16 protein-coding genes are annotated in these 18,913 nt (G+C 71.7%); 9 read left to right on the top strand and 7 right to left on the bottom strand.

The annotated features are described in order from the left end of the window. Positions 1-6: 6 nt before the first annotated feature. The 3 genes from K7472_RS23925 (at position 7) to K7472_RS23915 (ending at position 2,857) form a co-directional block, all read left to right on the top strand. Positions 7-921 carry a carbohydrate ABC transporter permease gene (locus K7472_RS23925; RefSeq protein WP_222980611.1) on the top strand — a complete coding sequence of 305 codons (915 nt, stop codon included), beginning with the start codon at positions 7-9 and terminating at the stop codon, positions 919-921. 1 nt (position 922) lies between these two features. Beyond that, entirely contained in the window at positions 923-1,759 is an 837-nt protein-coding gene (locus tag K7472_RS23920) for a carbohydrate ABC transporter permease (RefSeq protein WP_222980610.1), read from the top strand. 108 nt (positions 1,760-1,867) lie between these two features. Next, on the top strand, positions 1,868-2,857 hold the full coding sequence (locus tag K7472_RS23915) for an SDR family NAD(P)-dependent oxidoreductase (protein ID WP_222980609.1): 990 nt from the start codon (positions 1,868-1,870) through the stop codon (positions 2,855-2,857). A 111-nt stretch (positions 2,858-2,968) separates the two neighbouring features. On the opposite strand, the gene ppdK is transcribed toward K7472_RS23915, so the two are convergent. The 4 genes from ppdK to K7472_RS23895 all read right to left on the bottom strand — a co-directional run bounded on the left by ppdK (position 2,969) and on the right by K7472_RS23895 (position 8,392). Further along, on the bottom strand, positions 2,969-5,683 hold the full coding sequence (gene ppdK, locus K7472_RS23910) for a pyruvate, phosphate dikinase (protein ID WP_222980608.1): 2,715 nt from the start codon (positions 5,681-5,683) through the stop codon (positions 2,969-2,971). 202 nt (positions 5,684-5,885) lie between these two features. Next, positions 5,886-6,032 carry a hypothetical protein gene (locus K7472_RS23905; protein ID WP_222980607.1) on the bottom strand — a complete coding sequence of 49 codons (147 nt, stop codon included), beginning with the start codon at positions 6,030-6,032 and terminating at the stop codon, positions 5,886-5,888. A gap of 202 nt (positions 6,033-6,234) precedes the next feature. Beyond that, the gene (dusB, locus tag K7472_RS23900; RefSeq protein WP_222980606.1) at positions 6,235-7,380 is read right to left on the bottom strand and encodes a tRNA dihydrouridine synthase DusB; all 1,146 of its coding nucleotides are present in this window, start codon (positions 7,378-7,380) and stop codon (positions 6,235-6,237) included. A 100-nt stretch (positions 7,381-7,480) separates the two neighbouring features. Continuing rightward, the gene (locus K7472_RS23895) at positions 7,481-8,392 is read right to left on the bottom strand and encodes a helix-turn-helix transcriptional regulator (RefSeq protein WP_222980605.1); all 912 of its coding nucleotides are present in this window, start codon (positions 8,390-8,392) and stop codon (positions 7,481-7,483) included. Between K7472_RS23895 and K7472_RS23890 the strand changes: the two genes are divergently transcribed. From K7472_RS23890 to K7472_RS23870, 5 genes are all read left to right on the top strand, one after another. After that, positions 8,391-9,962: an MFS transporter gene (locus tag K7472_RS23890; RefSeq protein WP_222980665.1), complete on the top strand. Its 1,572-nt coding sequence runs from the start codon at positions 8,391-8,393 to the stop codon at positions 9,960-9,962. The two genes, K7472_RS23895 and K7472_RS23890, sit on opposite strands and share 2 nt — an antisense overlap. A 128-nt stretch (positions 9,963-10,090) precedes the next feature. Then, positions 10,091-11,092: an aldo/keto reductase gene (locus K7472_RS23885; RefSeq protein WP_222980604.1), complete on the top strand. Its 1,002-nt coding sequence runs from the start codon at positions 10,091-10,093 to the stop codon at positions 11,090-11,092. A gap of 76 nt (positions 11,093-11,168) precedes the next feature. Beyond that, positions 11,169-11,768, top strand: a complete 600-nt coding sequence (locus K7472_RS23880) for a TetR/AcrR family transcriptional regulator (RefSeq protein ID WP_222980603.1) — start codon at positions 11,169-11,171, stop codon at positions 11,766-11,768. Between the two features lie 104 nt (positions 11,769-11,872). Continuing rightward, on the top strand, positions 11,873-13,318 hold the full coding sequence (locus tag K7472_RS23875) for an MFS transporter (RefSeq protein ID WP_222980602.1): 1,446 nt from the start codon (positions 11,873-11,875) through the stop codon (positions 13,316-13,318). A gap of 14 nt (positions 13,319-13,332) precedes the next feature. Then, the gene (locus tag K7472_RS23870) at positions 13,333-13,764 is read left to right on the top strand and encodes a MarR family winged helix-turn-helix transcriptional regulator (protein ID WP_308014055.1); all 432 of its coding nucleotides are present in this window, start codon (positions 13,333-13,335) and stop codon (positions 13,762-13,764) included. Positions 13,765-13,953: 189 nt separating this feature from the next. Here the strand turns inward: K7472_RS23870 and K7472_RS23865 are convergent, their stop codons facing one another. Further along, positions 13,954-15,336 (bottom strand): glycine--tRNA ligase, encoded by a 1,383-nt coding sequence (locus K7472_RS23865; protein ID WP_222980600.1) that lies wholly within the window; start codon positions 15,334-15,336, stop codon positions 13,954-13,956. A gap of 260 nt (positions 15,337-15,596) precedes the next feature. Between K7472_RS23865 and K7472_RS23860 the strand changes: the two genes are divergently transcribed. After that, complete coding sequence (locus K7472_RS23860) at positions 15,597-16,016, top strand: Fur family transcriptional regulator (RefSeq protein WP_308014054.1); 420 nt, start codon at positions 15,597-15,599, stop codon at positions 16,014-16,016. Between the two features lie 77 nt (positions 16,017-16,093). Here the strand turns inward: K7472_RS23860 and K7472_RS23855 are convergent, their stop codons facing one another. Then, positions 16,094-18,316, bottom strand: coding sequence for an MMPL family transporter (locus K7472_RS23855; protein WP_222980598.1), 2,223 nt, complete (start codon positions 18,314-18,316; stop codon positions 16,094-16,096). Positions 18,317-18,333: 17 nt separating this feature from the next. Continuing rightward, entirely contained in the window at positions 18,334-18,897 is a 564-nt protein-coding gene (locus K7472_RS23850; RefSeq protein WP_222980597.1) for a TetR/AcrR family transcriptional regulator, read from the bottom strand. Positions 18,898-18,913: the final 16 nt, after the last annotated feature.

Below are 18,913 nucleotides of genomic sequence, written 5' to 3'. Positions count from 1 at the left end.
GCGGGCGTGCTCGCCCGCCTCCTCGGCCCGCAGCGGCGCTACCTGTGGTTCTGGGTCTTCACCGGCCCGTTCGTCGTCGGCCTGGTGGTCTTCGGCTACGTGCCGCTGGTGTGGAGCGTCGTGCTCAGCTTCTTCGACGCGCACGACACCGTCACCCCGCGGCACTTCGTGGGCCTGGCCAACTACGCGTCGATGCTGGGGGACGCGGCGTTCCGCTCCAGCCTGGCCACGTTCGCGGTCTTCACGCTGTTCATCGTGCCGACGACGTTCGCGGTGTCGCTGGGGCTCGCGCTGCTGGTGCACCGGCTGCGCCGGTGGCGGGCGTTCTTCCGCTCGGTGTTCTTCCTGCCCACCGCCTGCTCGTACGTGGTGGCCTCGCTGATCTGGAAGATGGCGGTCTTCAACGGCGTGCGCTTCGGGCTGGCCAACACGGTGCTGCGCTGGTTCGGCGCGGACCCGGTGGCGTGGCTGTCGACCACCCATCCGCCCTGGTACTGGCTGGTGATCGTCACCGTGCGGCTGTGGTTGCAGGCCGGGTTCTACATGATCCTCTTCCTCGCCGGGCTGCAACGCGTACCGCGCTCGCTGTACGAGGCGGCGGCGGTGGACGGCGCGCGGCCCGGCTGGCAGACCTTCCGGTACATCACCTTCCCGCAGCTGCGGGCGACCTCGGTGGCGGTGGTGCTGCTGCTGGTCATCAACGCGTTCCAGGCGTTCGACGAGTTCTACAACCTGCTGTCCACCAGCGCCGGTTACCCGCCCTACGCCCGGCCGCCGCTGGTCTACCTGTACTACGTGGCGCTGGGCCAGGGCCAGGACCTCGGGCTCGGCAGCGCGGGCGCGGTGATCCTCGCGCTGGTCATCGCGGTGGTCACGGTGGCACAGGCCCGATGGTTCGGGCTCGGCCGGAAGGAGGCGTGAGGTGGACTCCCACCTGCGCGGGCTGGCGCGGGCGTTGCGGCTGACGCTGCTGATCGCGCTCGCGGTGCTCTTCCTGATCCCGTTCTACCTGATGGTCCGCGACGGCCTGGCGAGCGAGTCGGACATCACCGCGCCCGGCTGGACCTTCTTCCCGCACACCCTGCACTTCTCCCACGTGCGCGAGCTGTTCGACGACCCGTCGGTGCCGATGGCGCACGCGCTGTGGAACTCCACCCGCATCGCGGTGCTGACGACCGCGGGCACGCTGCTGCTGGCGTCGATGTGCGGCTACGGTCTCGCGCGCATCCCGTACCCGCACGCCAACGCGGTCTTCTACGGCATCCTCGGCACGCTGATGATCCCCTCGGCGGTGACGTTCGTGCCGAGCTTCGTGCTGGTCTCGTCGCTGGGGTGGGTCTCCAGCCTGCGTGGCCTGGTGGTGCCGACGCTCTTCAGCGCGTTCGCCGCGTTCCTGTTCCGGCAGTACTTCCTGGGGTTCCCGGGTGAGCTGGAGGACGCGGCGCGGGTCGACGGGCTCGGGTACTGGCGCACGTACTGGCGGATCGTGGTGCCCAACTCGCAGCCGGTGTTCGCGGCGGTCGGGGCCATCGTCTTCATCGGCTCCTGGAACTCCTTCCTGTGGCCGCTGGTCATCGGCCAGGACCAGTCGGCGTGGACGGTGCAGGTGGCGCTGGCGTCGTTCGCCACCGCGCAGACGGTGAACCTGCACGAGCTCTTCACGGCGGCGGCGGTCTCGGTGCTGCCGCTGGTCGTGGTCTTCGTCGTGCTCCAGCGGCACATCGTGGCGGGCGTGGAGAGGTCCGGCATCGACGACTGAGCGGACGGTTCGGTGACCGGCGGCTGACCAGGGCTTAGGCTGCCGCTGCGACAACCGGGCAGGCGGTACGGGACGTGCCGCGACGACGGGCGAAAGGTGGCCGCCACGATGGGCTGGAGCGCGAAGGACATCCCCGACCAGACCGGCCGGGTCGCCGTGGTCACCGGTGCCAACAGCGGCATCGGCTTCCACACCGCGTGCGAACTCGCGCGGCGCGGCGCCCGGGTGCTGCTGGCCTGCCGCAGCGAGCGGCGCGGCCAGGAGGCGGCGACGCGGATGCGGGCCGAGGCCCCGGGCGCGCGGGTCGCGTTCCGCCGCCTGGACCTCGGCGACCTGGCCTCGGTACGGGCGTTCGCCGCGGACCTCTGCGACGAGGACCGGCTCGATCTGCTGATCAACAACGCGAACACAAGGGCGGCGCGAAGCGCCTCCGTTGAGGGCGGTGGTGGGAGACGGGCGGGCGTGATGGCGTTGCCGTACGCGCGGACGGCGGACGGCTTCGAGACCCAGTTCGGCGTCAACCACCTGGGCCATTTCGCGCTCACCGGGCTGCTGCTGCCCAAGCTGCTGGCGACGCCGGACGCCCGCGTGGTGACCGTCTCCAGCGGCATGCACGCGCTGGCCAACATCGACCCCGGCGACCTCAACAGCGAGCGCCGCTACCGCCGTTGGATCGCCTACGGGCGGTCGAAGACGGCGAACCTGCTGTTCGTCCACGAACTGGCCCGGCTGCTGGCCGCGGCCGGCTCACCGCTCGTCGTGGCGGCGTCGCACCCCGGCTACGCCGACACCAACCTCCAGACGGCGGGCCCGGCGATGGAGGGCCGCAGGCTCGCGGCGCGGCTGGCGAAGGCCGCCAACCGCGTCGTCGCCCAGCCGCCGTCCGGCGGCGCGCTGCCCACGCTGTACGCGGCGACCGCGCCCGGCGTCGCGCCGGACGACTTCTACGGCCCGCACTGGCCGGGCCTGCGCGGCAGCCCCGCGAAGTCCTGGCGGGCCTCCTGGACCCTCAACGACGCGGCGGCGGAACGCCTGTGGGCGGCCTCCGAGCAGCTGACCGGGGTCAGGTACGAGGGCCTCGGGGCCGCGTCGGCGTGAAGGTGCGGGGCCGCGACGGCATGAGGTGGGGGCGGCGCCTTCGCACGAGGCGCCGCCCCCGGTGAGGGTTTTCGCGATGGTCTGTGTCCTCAGCGGCCGGCCGGCAGCCGGTCAGCGGTGGTCGCTGCCCTCGCTGCGGCTGGCCGCGCGACCGGCCTCCAGGCGCGCCACCGGGATCCGGAACGGCGAGCAGGAGACGTAGTCGAGGCCGACCTCGTGGAAGAAGTGCACCGACTCCGGGTCGCCGCCGTGCTCGCCGCAGACGCCGAGCTTGAGGTCGGGGCGGGTGGCCCGCCCGGCCTTCGCGGCCAGCGCCACCAGCGAGCCGACGCCGTCACGGTCGATCGTCTCGAACGGGCTGACACCGAAGATGCCCTTCTCCAGGTAGGCGGTGAAGAAGCTGGCCTCCACGTCGTCCCGGGAGAAGCCCCACACCGTCTGGGTCAGGTCGTTGGTGCCGAACGAGAAGAACTGCGCGGCCTCGGCGATCTGGCCCGCGGTGAGCGCGGCGCGCGGCAGCTCGATCATCGTGCCGATCGCCAGCTTCAGTTCCACGCCGTGCTCGGCCTCGACGTCCGTGATGACCTTGTCGGCCTCCTCGCGGACCAGCTCCAGTTCCTGCACGGTGCCGACCAGCGGGATCATGATCTCGGCGCGCGGGTCGCCGCCCGCCGCGAGCCGCTCCGCCGCCGCCTCGGCGATGGCCCGCACCTGCATGGTGAACAGGCCGGGGATGACCAGGCCGAGGCGCACGCCGCGCAGGCCCAGCATCGGGTTCTGCTCGTGCAGCCGGTGCACCGCCTGGAGCAGCCGCAGGTCGTTCTCGTGCGGCTCCTTGCGGGACTCGGCCAGCGCCACCCGCACCGACAGGTCGGTGATGTCCGGCAGGAACTCGTGCAGCGGCGGGTCCAGCAGCCGCACCGTGACCGGCAGCCCGTCCATCGACTCGAACAGGTCCACGAAGTCCCGCTGCTGGAGCGGCAGCAGGGCCTTGAGGGCCTCGTCGCGCACGGCGTCGGTGTCGGCGAGGATCAGCCGCTCGACCATCTCGCGGCGCTCGCCGAGGAACATGTGCTCGGTGCGGCACAGCCCGATGCCCTGGGCGCCGAACCGGCGGGCGCGCGCGGCGTCCTCGGCGTTGTCGGCGTTGGCCCGCACCCGCAGCCGGCGCACCCGGTCCGCGTACGCCATGACCCGGTGCACGGCCTTGACCAGCTCGTCGGCGTCGTCGGCGCCCGCGTGCATGCGGCCCTCGAAGTACTCGACCACCGGGGACGGTACGACGGGTACCTCGCCGACGTAGACCTTGCCGGTCGAGCCGTCGACGGAGATGACGTCGCCCTCCTCGATGACCACGCCGCCGGGCGCGGTCAGGCAGCGGCGCTTGGTGTCGACCTCCAGGTCCTCCGCGCCGCACACACAGGTCTTGCCCATGCCGCGGGCGACCACGGCGGCGTGCGAGGTCTTGCCGCCGCGCGAGGTGAGGATGCCCTCGGCGGCGATCATGCCGTTGAGGTCGTCGGGGTTGGTCTCGCGGCGGATCAGGATGACCTTCTCGCCCGAGCGCGACCACTTCACGGCGGTGTACGAGTCGAACACCGCCTTGCCGACCGCCGCGCCCGGGGAGGCGGCGATGCCCCGGCCGAGCAGTTCGGCCTTGGCGCTCACGTCGAAGCGCGGGAACATCAGCTGGGCGAGCTGGGCGCCGTTGACCCGCTGGAGGGCCTCGGCCTCGTCGATCAGGCCCTGGTCGACCAGCTGGGTGGCGATCCGGAAGGCCGCGGCGGCGGTGCGCTTGCCGACCCGGGTCTGGAGCATCCACAGCTTGCCGCGCTCGATCGTGAACTCGATGTCGCACAGGTCCTTGTAGTGGTTCTCCAGGGTCTCCATGATGCGCATCAGCTCGTCGTACGACGGCTGGTCGATCCCGGCGAGGTCGGCGAGCGGCACGGTGTTGCGGATGCCCGCGACGACGTCCTCGCCCTGCGCGTTCTGCAGGTAGTCGCCGTAGACGCCCTGCTGGCCGCTGGCCGGGTCGCGGGTGAAGGCGACGCCGGTGCCGGAGTCGGGGCCGAGGTTGCCGAAGACCATCGAGCAGATGTTGACCGCGGTGCCCAGGTCGCCGGGGATGCGCTCCTGGCGGCGGTAGAGCTTGGCGCGCTCGCCGTTCCAGGAGTCGAACACGGCGCGCACGGCCAGGTCCATCTGCTCGCGCGGGTCCTGCGGGAAGTCGCGGCCGGCCTCCTTGGCGACGACGGCCTTGAACTCGTCCACCAGCGTGCGCAGGTCGGCCGCGTCCAGGTCGACGTCGGTCCTGACGCCCTTGGCCTGCTTGGCGTTCTCCAGCGCCTCCTCGAACAGGTCGCCGTCGACGCCCAGCACGGTCTTGCCGAACATCTGGATGAGGCGGCGGTAGGAGTCCCAGGCGAAGCGCTCGTCCCCGGCCTGCGCGGCCAGCCCCGCCACCGAGGCGTCGGACAGGCCGATGTTGAGGACGGTGTCCATCATGCCGGGCATGGAGAACTTCGCCCCGGAGCGGACCGAGACCAGCAGCGGGTCGTCCGCCTGGCCGAGTTTCTTGCCCATCTTCGTCTCGAGGGCGTCGAGGTGCGCACTCACCTCGTCGCGCAGCGCCGACGGCTCGCTGCCCGATTCCAGGTAGACCTTGCACGCCTCGGTGGTGATGGTGAAGCCCGGAGGGACGGGCAGACCGAGGTTGGTCATCTCGGCGAGGTTCGCGCCCTTGCCGCCCAGCAGGTCCTTGAGGTCCTTGTTGCCCTCAGTGAAGTCGTAGACGAACTTCTGGGGTGTTTGTGTTTCCGACACGGGACCGACTCCTCGCGCACGGGGCTTGCCCTGACGGCGGGGAGCGTACCCATCTCCAAGGCTGCGCAGTACGTGCACGGCCACGTCACATGGCCGTAACCACCCGTCTGCCAGGAGATCGAAAGCGTTTCTGGGCCATTCGCCTGTGATCCGGGATGCGAGACCCGCCGCCTCCTTGTGTTCACTTCTTGAACGATTATCCTCACATGAGCGGCGATCCTGGCAGGTGAGCGCCATGGATCGTGACGCAAGGTGATGACGTCTTGATGAACTGAAGCGCGGCGAGTGGCACCCGGTGCCATGCCTTGGAGAAGTAGCGACACTGGGTGCCGTTTTCGATCTCGCTCATATGAGCAGGGGTCGAATCAAACGTGGCGAGAATCACGCGGCGCAAAAGCGTCCCGTCTTACGATCCGGACGCCTGGATGGTCACCTTTTGGCCATCTTTCTTGAGCTTTCCCGCTCTTTCCCCGCACATGCCGGACTCAGGTGTCCCGCAAGCCGTGGGAGCGATCCGGGAAATCCCCCTCGGCCGCCCGGTTCGTCCCCCGTCAGCCGCCCGACGTGTCGGACTCCGCGTCGGCGTCGACGGCGACCGTGGTGTCGTACGGGTCCCCCAGCCAGCCGTCCGGCAGCACGACGCGCTTCGTGCCCGCGGTGCGGCCGCGCGGGCCCTCCGCGCCGTCCGGCCACGGCTGGTCGAGGTCGAGGGCGCCGAGGTGCTCGTCCAGCTCGGCCAGCGAGGAGGACAGCGCCAGCCGCTGGCGGGACTGGGCGCCCAGCGCGAAGCCCTTGGTGTACCAGGCGACGTGCTTGCGGAAGTCGATGACGCCGCGCCGCTCGTCGCCCAGCCACTCCCCCAGCAGTTCGGCGTGCCGGCGCATGACCGCGGTGACCTCGCGCAGCGTCGGCCTGGCCTGCCCGCCGCCGCCCTCGAACGCGTTCACCAGGTCGCCGAAGAGCCACGGCCTGCCCAGGCAGCCGCGGCCCACCACGACCCCGTCGCAGCCGGTCTCGCGCATCATCCGCACGGCGTCGTCGGCGCACCAGATGTCGCCGTTGCCCAGCACCGGGATCTCGGTGACCGCCTCCTTCAGCCGGGCGATGGCGTCCCAGTCGGCCGTGCCGCCGTAGTGCTGGGAGGCGGTGCGGCCGTGCAGCGCGACCGCCGTGACGCCCTCCTCGACCGCGATCCGGCCGGCGTCCAGGTAGGTCAGGTGGTCGTCGTCGATGCCCTTGCGCATCTTGATGGTCACCGGGAGGGAACCCGCGTTGCCGACCGCCTCGCGCAGGATGGCGCGCAGCAGGTGGCGCTTGTACGGCAGCGCGGAACCGCCGCCCTTACGGGTCACCTTGGGCACCGGGCAGCCGAAGTTGAGGTCGACGTGGTCGGCGAGGTCCTCGTCGGCGATCATCCGCACCGCCTTGCCGACGGTGGCCGGATCGACCCCGTACAGCTGGATGGAGCGCGGCTTCTCCGAGGCGTCGAAGTGGACGAGCTGCATGGTCTTCTCGTTGCGCTCGACCAGCGCCCGCGTGGTGATCATCTCGGAGACGAACAGCCCCTTGCCGCCGGAGAACTCCCGGCACAGCGTGCGGAACGGCGCGTTGGTGATCCCGGCCATCGGCGCGAGCACGACGGGCGGCGTCACGGTGTGCGGTCCGATCTGCAACGGCGTGGTCTGCGGGGGCGTCATCGCGGCGATTCCTCGGGGCGTACGGGGACGGGCGGAAGCTCCATTGTCCCGTATCCGGCCCGCGTCCGGTGCCCGTCCCCCGGCTGCCCCCGGGTGCCGCTCAGACCGCGACCGGGCGGCGGTCGGCCCCCGGCTCCGCCTCCTGCCGCAGGGTGCGGCGGCGGGCGTCCTCCTGGGCCAGGGCGAACGCCTGGAGGCGGTCGAGGCGCTCGCGGGTCTCCTCGTCCAGCGGGGTGTAGACCACCATCCGGCTGCCGCTGCGCTGGCCCAGCCACATGCTGCTGTGGACCATGTTGAGCAGGCCGAAGCGCTTGTTGAGGAACCGCTTGGTGGTGCTGGACGGCCGGACCACCTCGTGCTCGCTCCACACCTCGCGGAACTCCTCCGAGGCCTGCTGGAGCCGCTTGACCTGGAGCTTCCACACCGGCTCCGCGACGTGTTCGGCCATCGCCGCGCGGAACTGCGCCGTGCAGCGGCGGATCACCTGGTCGCGGTCGATCACCGCCTCGCGCCAGTCGGGGTCGGTGAAGACCAGCCACAGGATGTTGCGTTCCTCGGGCGGGAGCGCGTCGAGGTCCTCCACCAGCCACCCGTAGCTGCGGTTGTACGCGAGGATGTCGTACCGGCTGTTCATCACGCAGGCGGGCAGCGGTTCCAGTTGATCCAGCACCTCCAGCAGCGACGGGGTGAGGTACGGGCAGTCGCTGCCGGGGACCGGATCGGGCAGTCCGGCCAGCACGAACAGGTGGGCGCGCTCGGTCGGGTCGAGCATCAGGGTGCGCGCGACGGCGTCCAGCACCTGTGCCGAGACCTGGATGTCGCGGGCCTGTTCCAGCCACGTGTACCAGGTGACGCCCACCGCGGACAGCTGCGCCACCTCCTCGCGCCGCAGGCCGGGGGTGCGACGGCGGGCGCCGCGCGGCAGACCCACCTGCTCGGGGGTGATGCGCTCGCGGCGGCTGCGCAGGAAGTCGGCCAGTTCACGACGGCGGATGTCAGTGCTCGCGCTCATGCCACCAGGGTGCCGCACTGCTCATACGATTGCCAGGTTCCCCCAATACCTGGATAAGCACACTCTGGTACCCCCTTCCGCGAGGCCGGATCGTAAAGGGGTGACTTCACAGACCGCATCCAAGACCGCGCCCGCCGGGGTGCGCAGCCCGGGCCGCCACGCGGCGCCCGGCCGGCGGACCGCCGAGCCGTCGGCCCTGAGCCCGCTCGGCCTGCTGACGCTGCTCCTCGGCGCGGCGCTGCCCATGATCGACTTCTTCATCGTCAACGTCGCACTGCCGACCATCGACCGCGACCTGCACGCGGGCCCGGCGCTGCTGGAGATGGTCGCCGCCGGGTACGGCGTCGCGTACGCGGTGCTGCTGGTGCTGGGCGGACGGCTCGGCGACATGGTCGGGCGGCGCAGGCTGTTCCTGATCGGCACGGCGCTGTTCGCGCTGACCTCGCTGGCCTGCGGGCTCGCCCCGGACGCCTGGACGCTGGTGGGCGCCCGGGTGGCGCAGGGCGCGGCGTCCGCGATGATGCTGCCGCAGGTGCTGGCCACCATCCAGGCCACCACGACCGGATCGCGGCGCGGCCGGGCGCTCGGCCTGTACGGCGCCACCGGCGGCATCTCGGCGGTGCTGGGCCAGCTGCTGGGCGGCTGGCTGGTCGCGGCGAACGTCGCGGGCACCGGCTGGCGTTCCATCTTCCTGGTCAACGTGCCCGTCGCGCTGGCCGCGATCGTGCTCAGCCTGCGCAGCGTCCCGGAGACCCGGTCGGCGAACCCGGCGCGCATCGACACCCGCGGCACCCTGCTGCTGGGCGCGACGCTGCTGGCCCTGCTGGTGCCGCTGATGGAGGGCAGGGCGATCGGCTGGCCGCTGTGGACCTGGCTGCTGCTGGCCGCCTCGCCGTTCCTGGGCGTCGCGTTCTGGCGGGTCGAGCGGGCCGGTGAGCGCTCCGGCGGCGATCCGCTGCTGCCGCCCTCGCTGCTGGGCAACCACGGCATGCGCAGCGGCCTGCGGGTCGCGCTGCCGTTCTTCACCGGCTTCGGCGGCTTCATGTTCGTGATGGCGGTCGCGCTCCAGCAGGGCCTGGCGCTCGGCCCGGTCGCCGCGGGCACCGCGCTGGCGCCGATGGCGGTGGCGTTCTTCGCCGCGTCGCTGATCGCGCCGCGGCTGGTGACCCGGTACGGGCGGCACGTGGTCACCGTGGGCCTGACCGTGCAGGGCCTGGGCCTGCTGGTGGTGGTCGCGACCGCGCTGGCCGGGTGGCCGCACATCGGGCCGCTGGCGCTGACGCCGGGCATGGCGGTGCTCGGGTTCGGCCAGGGCATGGCGATGAGCACGCTCTTCCGGATCGTGCTGTCGGAGGTCCCGGCGGAGCGCGCGGGCGTGGGCAGCGGCGTCATGGTCACCACCCAGCAGTCCTCGCTGGCGCTCGGCGTGGCGACCCTCGGCACGCTCTTCCTGTCCCTGGCCTCGTCGGCCGGCATGCGGGACGCGCTGGTCACGGCGCTGCTGGTGCAGGTCGCGCTGGTCGCCGCCGCGGTGGTGCTGAGCCTGCGGCTGCCGCGCACGGTGCGGTGACCGGTCCGGCGACGGGGGTACCGGCAGGGCGTCGCAACGCGATGAACGCATACGCGATGACAGATATTGAAATCTGTCATCGCATATGCGACCCTTGTTGAGCACGTTCTCTCGAAGGAGTCATCCGCATGCGCACCCGCACCCTCGGCACCACCGGCCCGGCCACCTCCGCGATCGGTCTCGGCTGCATGGGCATGTCCGCCCTGTACGGCGAGGCCGACCGCGCCGAGTCCATCGCCACGGTCCACGCCGCCCTGGACGCCGGCGTCACCCTGCTGGACACCGGCGACTTCTACGGCATGGGCCACAACGAGCTGCTCATCCGCGACGCCCTCGCCGCCCGCCCCGGCAGTCGTGACAACGCCCTGATCAGCGTGAAGTTCGGCGCCCTGCGCGACGCCGAGGGCGGCTGGGGCGGCTACGACGGCCGCCCGGCCGCCGTCCGCAACTTCCTGGCCTACTCGCTCCAGCGCCTGGGCACCGACCACATCGACGTCTACCGGATCGCCCGCGTCGACCCCGACGTGCCCGTCGAGGAGACCGTGGGCGCGATCGCCGAGGCGGTCGAGAAGGGCTGGGTGCGGCACATCGGCCTGTCCGAGGTCGGCGCCGACACCCTGCGCCGCGCCGCCGCGGTCGCCCCGATCAGCGACGTCCAGATCGAGTACTCGCTCTTCTCCCGTGGCATCGAGGACGCGATCCTGCCCACCGCCCGCGAACTCGGCGTCGGCGTCACCGCGTACGGCGTGCTCTCCCGCGGTCTGCTCAGCGGCCACTGGACGCGTGACCGCAAGCCCGGCGAGGGCGACTTCCGCGCCTTCAGCCCGCGCTTCGCGGCCGGGAACGTGGAGCGCAACCTCGACCTGGTCGACGCCTTGCGCCGGATCGCCGAGACCAAGGGTGCTACGGTCGCCCAGATCGCCATCGCCTGGGTGCTCTCCCGGGGTGAGGACATCGTCCCGCTCGTGGGTGCCCGGCGCCGGGACCGCCTGACCGAGGCGCTGGGCGCGCTGGACGTCACGCTGGACGACGCCGACCTGGCGGCCATCGAGAAGGCCGTACCGGCCGGGGCCGCCGCGGGCGCCCGGTACCCCGACTCCCAGATGGCGCACCTCGACAGCGAGAAGTGACCCGCTCGACAGCGGGCAGCGGCCCGCCGCCCGGCCGGTCCGTGACCCCGCCCGCGACCCAGAAAGGCCGGACCGCATGCCGCCGGACGCGCTGACCCCCGACCGCATCCTCGAAGCCACCGAGGAGGTGCTGCGCCGCTACGGCCCGGCGAAGGCCACCGTGGTGGACGTGGCGCGGGCGCTCGGGGTCAGCCACGGCAGCGTCTACCGGCACTTCCCCAGCAAGGCGGCCCTGCGCGAGGCGGTGACCGCGCGCTGGCTGGAGCGCTCGGAGGTCGCGCTGGCCCAGGTCGCGGCCGGCGCGGGCCCGGCGCCGGAGCGGCTGGCGGCGTGGCTGGAGTCGCTGTTCGAGGCCAAGCGCCACAAGGCGGGCGACGACCCCGAGCTGTTCGCCACGTACATGGTGCTGGTCGGCGAGCACAGCCAGGTGGTGGAGCGTCATGTCACCACGCTGGTCGGCCAGTTGACCGAGGTGATCGAGGACGGTGTCGCCCGCGGCGAGTTCGCCGCGGGCGGCCCGGCCGCCGAGCCCGCGCGCGCCGCCCGCGCGGCGTGGGACGCCACCAACCGCTTCCACGACCCCGCGTACGCGGCGGACTGGGCGTCGGACGGGATCCGCCCGGCCTTCGAGGCGATCCGCGCCCTGGTCCTGACCGGCCTGGGCGCCTCCGCCTGACCGCGGGTCCGTTCACCGGGCTTCCCCGGGAATGAAGCACGCCCGCGTTTTAGTTGTACGGTATTAATAGTTCTATCCGTACAAGCACTCACGGGGAGTCGTACGTGCCCGAGCTGACCCGCAGGCGACGCCTGCTCGTCCTGGCGATCTGCTGCATGAGCCTGCTCATCGTCAGCCTGGACAACACCGTTCTCAACGTCGCGCTGCCCTCGATGCAGAGGGAACTGCACGCGGGCGTCTCCGGTCTCCAGTGGACGATCGACGCGTACACGCTGGTGCTGGCCAGCCTGCTGATGCTGTCCGGTTCGACCGCCGACCGAATAGGCCGCCGCCGGGTCTTCCAGGCGGGCCTGGCGATCTTCACCGCCGCGTCCCTGCTGTGCAGTCTGGCGCCCAGCCTGAGCTGGCTGATCGCGTTCCGGATGCTCCAGGCGATCGGCGGCTCCATGCTCAACCCGGTGGCGATGTCGATCATCACCAACACCTTCACCGACCCCAGGGAACGCGCCCGCGCCATCGGCGTGTGGGGCGGCGTGGTCGGCATCAGCATGTCGGCGGGCCCGATCGTCGGGGGCGCGCTGGTGGAGACGGTGGGCTGGCGGTCGATCTTCTGGATCAACGTGCCCATCGGCCTGGCCGCGCTGGTGCTGACCCGGCTGTTCGTCCCGGAGTCCCGGGCGCCCAAGGCCCGCAGGCCCGACCCGGTCGGCCAGGTGCTGATGATCGTGCTGCTCGCCTCGGTCACCTACGGCATCATCGAGTCCCCCGGCCGCGGCTGGACCTCGCCGCTGATCCTCGGCTGCGGCGCGCTCGCCGTACTCTCCCTCGTCGGCCTCGGACTGTACGAGCCCCGGCGTGAGGAACCCCTGATCGACCTGCGGTTCTTCCGCAGCGCGCCGTTCTCCGGCGCCACCGTGATCGCCATCAGCGGCTTCGCCGCGCTCGGCGGCTTCCTCTTCCTCAACACCCTCTACCTTCAGGACGTCCGCCACCTCGACGCGCTCCACGCCGGCCTGTACATGCTGCCGATGGCCGCGATGGCCCTGGTCTTCGCCCCGCTGTCCGGCCGCGTCGTCGGCAGCCGGGGCCCGCGCGTCCCGCTGGTGCTGGCCGGCTCCTGCATGCTGCTGAGCGGCGTGACGCTGGCGCTGGGCTACGCCACGAACATGCCGACGCTGCTGCTGATGCTCGGCTACGTGATCTTCGGCATCGGGTTCGGCCTGGTCAACGCGCCGATCACCAACACGGCGGTGTCCGGCATGCCGCGCTCCCAGGCGGGCGTCGCGGCCGCGGTCGCCTCCACCAGCCGCCAGATCGGCAGCTCGCTCGGCGTCGCCGTGATCGGCGCGGTCATGGCCGCCGGGGTCACCGGCGGCTACGGGCAGCAGTTCACCGACAGCAGCCGGACCGCGTGGTGGATCATCGCCGGGTGCGGCGCGGTCGTCCTGCTGGTCGGTACGATCACCTCCGGCCGCTGGGCGCGGGGCACCGCGGAGCGCACCGCGGACCGCCTCCAGACCGAAGAGATCAAGATGCCGGTGAACGCCTGATGGACGCGAGCCAAGTGACCTCCGAACCGACCGCGCCGGCCGCGCCGACCGCGGAACGGGTCTGGCGGAACCTGCACACGCTGCTGCACGAGACCCACGACCGCCGCAAGGAGGTCGGGACCGCGCTCGGGATGAGCTTCAACCGGGTCAAGGCGCTGCGGCGGATCGCCCGCGGGCCGATCACCTTGCGGGCGCTCGCGGACTGGATGGTCATCGACGCGCCGTACGCGACGCTCATCGTCGACGACCTCGCGCGGCGCGGGCTGGTCGAACGCACGGCGAACCCGGCGGACCGCCGCTCCAAGCTGGTCCGCCTGACGGAGGAGGGCGAGACGGAGGCCTCCCGAGCCGACGCCATCCTGGGCACGCCCCCGCAGGCGTTGCTGTCCTTGCCCGCGGAGGATCTGGCAGCACTGGACCGCATCGTGGGCAAGCTGCTGGGGTAGGGCTCGCGCCCTGTGTTTTTTGGGGGCGCGGGGAACTGCGCGCTCGAGTCCCACCGGCCGGTGGCCGGTCAACTGCCCCAGCCACGAAGGCGAGTGGCCACCCACCCACCGCCGTGGCTGATCGCGCAGTTCCCCGCGCCCCTAAAAGCACAGGCTGACCGCAGCCACCCCGTACCCTTGAAAAACGGGCTAGCAGCCCAGCAACCGGCTGGCCAGGTAGGCCTGGACCTGGTCCAGGGACACCCGTTCCTGCTTCATCGTGTCCCGCTCCCGCACCGTCACCGCGTTGTCCTCGAGCGTGTCGAAGTCGACCGTGACGCAGAACGGCGTGCCGATCTCGTCCTGGCGCCGGTAGCGGCGGCCGATCGCGCCCGCGTCGTCGAAGTCGATGTTCCAGTTCTTGCGCAGGTCCGCCGCCAGGCCCTTCGCCTTGGGCGACAGCTGCGGGTTGCGCGACAGCGGCAGCACCGCGACCTTGACCGGCGCGAGCCGGGGGTCGAGCCGCATGACGGTGCGCTTCTCCATGACGCCCTTCGCGTTGGGCGCCTCGTCCTCGTTGTACGCGTCGAGCATGAACGCCAGCATCGCGCGGTTGACGCCCGCCGCGGGCTCGATGACGTACGGGAACCAGCGCTCGCCGGCCTCCTGGTCGAAGTACGACAGGTCCTGGCCGGAGGCCTTGGAGTGCGCCGACAGGTCGTAGTCGGTGCGGTTGGCCACGCCCTCCAGCTCGGAGTACTCGGTGCCGCCGAAGTTGAAGCGGTACTCGATGTCAGCCGTGCGCTTGGAGTAGTGCGACAGCTTCTCCTTGGGGTGGTCGTACCAGCGGATGTTCTCCTCGCGGATGCCGAGGTCGCGGTACCAGTTCCAGCGCTGCTCCATCCAGTACTCGTGCCACGTCTCGTCCTCGCCCGGCTTGACGAAGAACTCCATCTCCATCTGCTCGAACTCACGCGTGCGGAAGATGAAGTTGCCCGGAGTGATCTCGTTCCGGAACGACTTGCCGATCTGCGCGATGCCGAACGGCGGCTTCTTGCGCGAGGTCTGCTGGACGGCGGCGAAGTTGGTGAAGATGCCCTGCGCGGTCTCGGGGCGCAGGTAGGCCACCGAACCGGAGTCCTGGGTGGGGCCGAGGTGGGTGGAGAGCAGGCCGGAGAACTGCTTGGGCTCGGTGAACGCGCCCTTGTTGCCGCAGTTGGGGCAGTTGACGTCGGCGAGGCCGTTCGCCGGCGCGTGGCCGTGCTTGGCCTCGTACGCCTCCTCCAGGTGGTCCGCGCGGAAACGCTTGTGGCAGGAGGTGCACTCGGTGAGCGGGTCGGTGAACGTGGCCACGTGACCGGAGGCCTCCCAGACCTCGCGGGCCAGGATCACCGACGAGTCGAGTCCGACCACGTCGTCGCGCGAGGTGACCATGGAACGCCACCACTGGCGCTTGATGTTCTCCTTGAGCTCCACGCCGAGCGGTCCGTAGTCCCAGGCGGCGCGCTGGCCACCGTAGATCTCGGAGCAGGGGTAGACGAAGCCACGGCGCTTGCTCAGGCTGACGATGGTGTCGATCTTGTCGGCGGCCACGGTGCTCTCTTCAGTACGACGAAGCGGTCAGTGTGGGATCCGCTCGGTACCCGCGCGTCGTGTTCAGGCGGCCCGCTGCGGCCCAGCGAATACCTCAGATTACCGGCGTCCGCACCCCCCGGATCAAATCGGTTCCCACATTTCCGCGCACCCGCCGCCTCGCCGGTGCCCCGGTGGACGCCGCCCGGTGCCCGGCGGGCGCTGGCACAATGGGGGCAGTACCGGCGACACGAGCCCGCGCGGCACCGAGGAGGACGATCGTGGCCACCGCAAACCCGCCCGTGCAGGGCCGCTCGACCCGGCAGCGGGCCGCGGTCTCGGCCGCCCTGTCCGAGGTCGACGAGTTCCGCAGCGCGCAGGAGCTGCACGACCTGCTGCGGCACCGCGGCGACTCGGTCGGGCTGACCACGGTCTACCGCACCCTCCAGTCGCTGGCCGACGCGGGCGAGGTGGACGTGCTGCGCACCAGCGAGGGCGAGGCGGTCTACCGGCGGTGCAGCAGCGGCCACCACCACCATCTGGTCTGCCGCGACTGCGGCAAGGCGGTCGAGGTGGAGGGCCCGGCGGTGGAGAAGTGGGCGGAGGCCCTGGCCGCCGAGCACGGCTACGTGAACGTGGACCACACGATCGAGATCTTCGGCACCTGCGAGAGCTGCGCCCGGGCGAAGGCGAAGGATTGACGGCCCGGGACTGAACGCGCGAGAGGGGCGGTGGCCCGCGCCACCGCCCCTCTCTCACGTCCCCGCGCACCACCGCACTACCGCGTCGGCACCCCCGTGGCCCGCTCGCCGTCCGCGGTGACCGCCGAGCCCTCCACGTCCAGGTTCGGCAGCACGCGCTCCAGCGGTCGCGGCAGCCACCACGCGGCCCGGCCGACCAGCGCCAGGACCGCCGGGACGAGGGTCATGCGCACCGCGAAGGCGTCCAGCAGCACGCCCACGCCGAGCGAGAACGCGATCGGCTTGATGAACGCGTCGTCCGTCGGGAAGAAGCCCGCGAAGACGGTGAACATGATGAGCGCGGCGGCGGTGACGACCCGGGTGTTGTGCCGGGCACCGTCCACCACGGCCTCCTCGGCCCGGCCGGTGCGCACCCATTCCTCGCGGATGCCGGAGACGAGGAAGACCTCGTAGTCCATGGCGAGCCCGAACAGCACGCCGATCAGGATGATGGGCAGGAAGCTGACGACCGGACCGGTCCTGGCCACCCCGAGCGCGTCCGCGAGCCAACCCCACTGGAAGAGCGCGACCACCAGGCCGAGCGAGGCCGCCACCGACAGCAGGAACCCGCCGGTCGCCTTGACCGGGACCACCAGCGACCGGAAGACGATCATCAGCAGGATCAGGCTGAGCCCGACGACGATGCCCAGGTACGGCAGGAGCGAGTCGCGCAGCCGGTTGGAGACGTCGATGTTGACGGCCGTGGTGCCGGTGACCGAGACCGTCTCGCCGGTGGCGGTGTGGAGGGCACCGGCCTTGTCGCGGATGGCGTTGACCAGGTCCGTGGTGCGCTGGTCCTCGGGACCGCCGGCCGGGACGACCTCGATGACCGACTGTCCGGCCGCCTTGGTCGGCTGCGGCGGCGCGACAGCGGCCACGCCCGGCAGGCCGTGCAGCTCCTTGGCGACGCCGAGCGCGGCCCGCTGGGCCGCGGGGCCGGTCGCCGGGCCGTCGGCCAGCACCAGCAGGGGGCCGTTGAAGCCGGGCCCGAAGCGGTCGCTGATGGTGTCGTAGGCGACGCGTTCGCCGGAGCCCTTGGCCGCGGAACCGTTGTCCGGCAGCCCCAGCCGCAGGTCCCCGGCGGGCAGCGCCGCGACCACCAGGGCGCCGACGACCGCGATCACGGTCAGCAGAGGCTTGGCGGTGGCGAACCGGATCCAGCGCGCGCCCATGGTGTCGCGCCCGCCGCCCTGCTTGTCCTCGTTGTCTCCGTCGCCCGCCGCCGCCCGGGCGCGCAGCGCGGCCCGCGAGCCCGCCTCGGGCACCAGCCGCTCCCCCGCGAATCCGGCGAGCGCGGGCAGCAGGGTGAGCGCCACCAGCACCGCGATCAGCACCGCGCCGGCCGCGCCGAGGCCCATCACGGTCAGGAACGGGATGCCGATCACGCTGAGCGCGGCCAGCGCGATGATCACCGTGCTGCCCGCGAAGACCACGGCGCTGCCCGCGGTGCTGTTGGCGAGCGCCGCCGACTCGCGCGGGGCCATGCCGCGGGCGAGCTGGGAGCGGTGCCGGGAGAGGATGAACAGCGCGTAGTCGATGCCGACCGCGAGCCCCAGCATCAGCGCGAGGGTGACCGCCGTCGAGGAGACCGACACCAGCGGGGTGAGCGCCATCAGCCCGACCAGCGCCACGCCCACCCCGAGCAGCGCCGAGACCAGCGGCATCCCGGCGGCGAGCAGCGAGCCGAAGGTGATCACCAGCACCGCGAGCGCGACCACCACGCCGATCATCTCGCCGGGCCCGACCTGCACGCCCCGGCTGCCGTAGGCGGTGCCGCCGACCGAGACGCTCAGCCCGTCGGCCTTCGCCGTCTTCGCGGCGGCCTCGACCGCGTCCAGCGAGGACTGCTTGACCTCGGCGCGTTGCAGCGGGTACTGCACCTGGGCCACGGCGGCCGAGTGGTCCGGGGAGACCGTGTGGGCCTGCTGCGGGGTGACGACCGCGTCCTGCTGCGGGGTCCTCGCGACCTTCGCCAGGCTGTCCGCGATGGCGGTGGCGTAGGGCGGCTTGGTGACGTCCTTGCCGCGCGGGACGGTGTAGACGATCTGGGCGTTGGTCCCGGAGGAGGCCGGGAGGGTCTTCTTCAGGGTGTTCAGCGCCTGCTGGGACTGGGCGCCGGGCACGCTGAAGGTGTCGTCGAGCCTGCCGCCGAAAGCGGCCACGCAGGCCACCAGCGCGGCGAGGATCACCAGCCACACCGCGACCACCGTCTTGCGGCGGTGGTACGCGGTGCGGCCTATTCGGTGCAGCAGAACGGACATGGTGTCCCCTTACGGCGTCAGGCGGTTGCGGGGTGGTCGAGACCCGCGACGAGCAGCGCGACGCCGTGCCGCAGCCGTCGCAGCGGGACGTCGGGGTCGGCGGAGCGCACTTCCAGGCCGCGGCCGAGCGCCATCAGCAGCTCGGCGAACTCCTCGGCGTCGGCGTCCGGCCGCTCGGCGTGCACGGCGGCGGTCAGCGCGTCGAGGGTGGTGGCGTGTGCCTCGAAGACCAGGTCGGCGGTGAGCTTGACGCCCTCGCCGAGCAGTTCCTCGGCGTGCGGGCTCTCCGACCAGACCTTGATCACCAGGCGGAGCTTGGCCGCGAGCGCCAGCGCCAGCCGCTCGGGGAACGGCGCGTCGGCGTCGAGGCCGGCCCGGAAGTCGGCCATCGCCTGCGAGAACAGCCGGGTCGCCAGCCGCCGGAAGGCGTCTTCCTTGTTGCGTACGTGCTGGTAGACGGCCGGTCGTGACATGCCCGCGTGGCGGGCGATGTCGTCCATGGTCGTCCGCCGCACGCCGTGCAGCCGGAAGCACTCGTAGGCGGCGCCCAGGATCGCTTCCAGCTTCTCGTCGTCGGACATGCTGACAATTATTGCA

It is taken from the genome of Streptantibioticus parmotrematis (assembly GCF_019890615.1).
GTDB lineage: Bacteria > Actinomycetota > Actinomycetes > Streptomycetales > Streptomycetaceae > Streptantibioticus_D > Streptantibioticus_D parmotrematis.
Note: the sequence above shows the minus strand (reverse complement) of the source record. Positions and strands in the feature narration are given on the sequence as shown.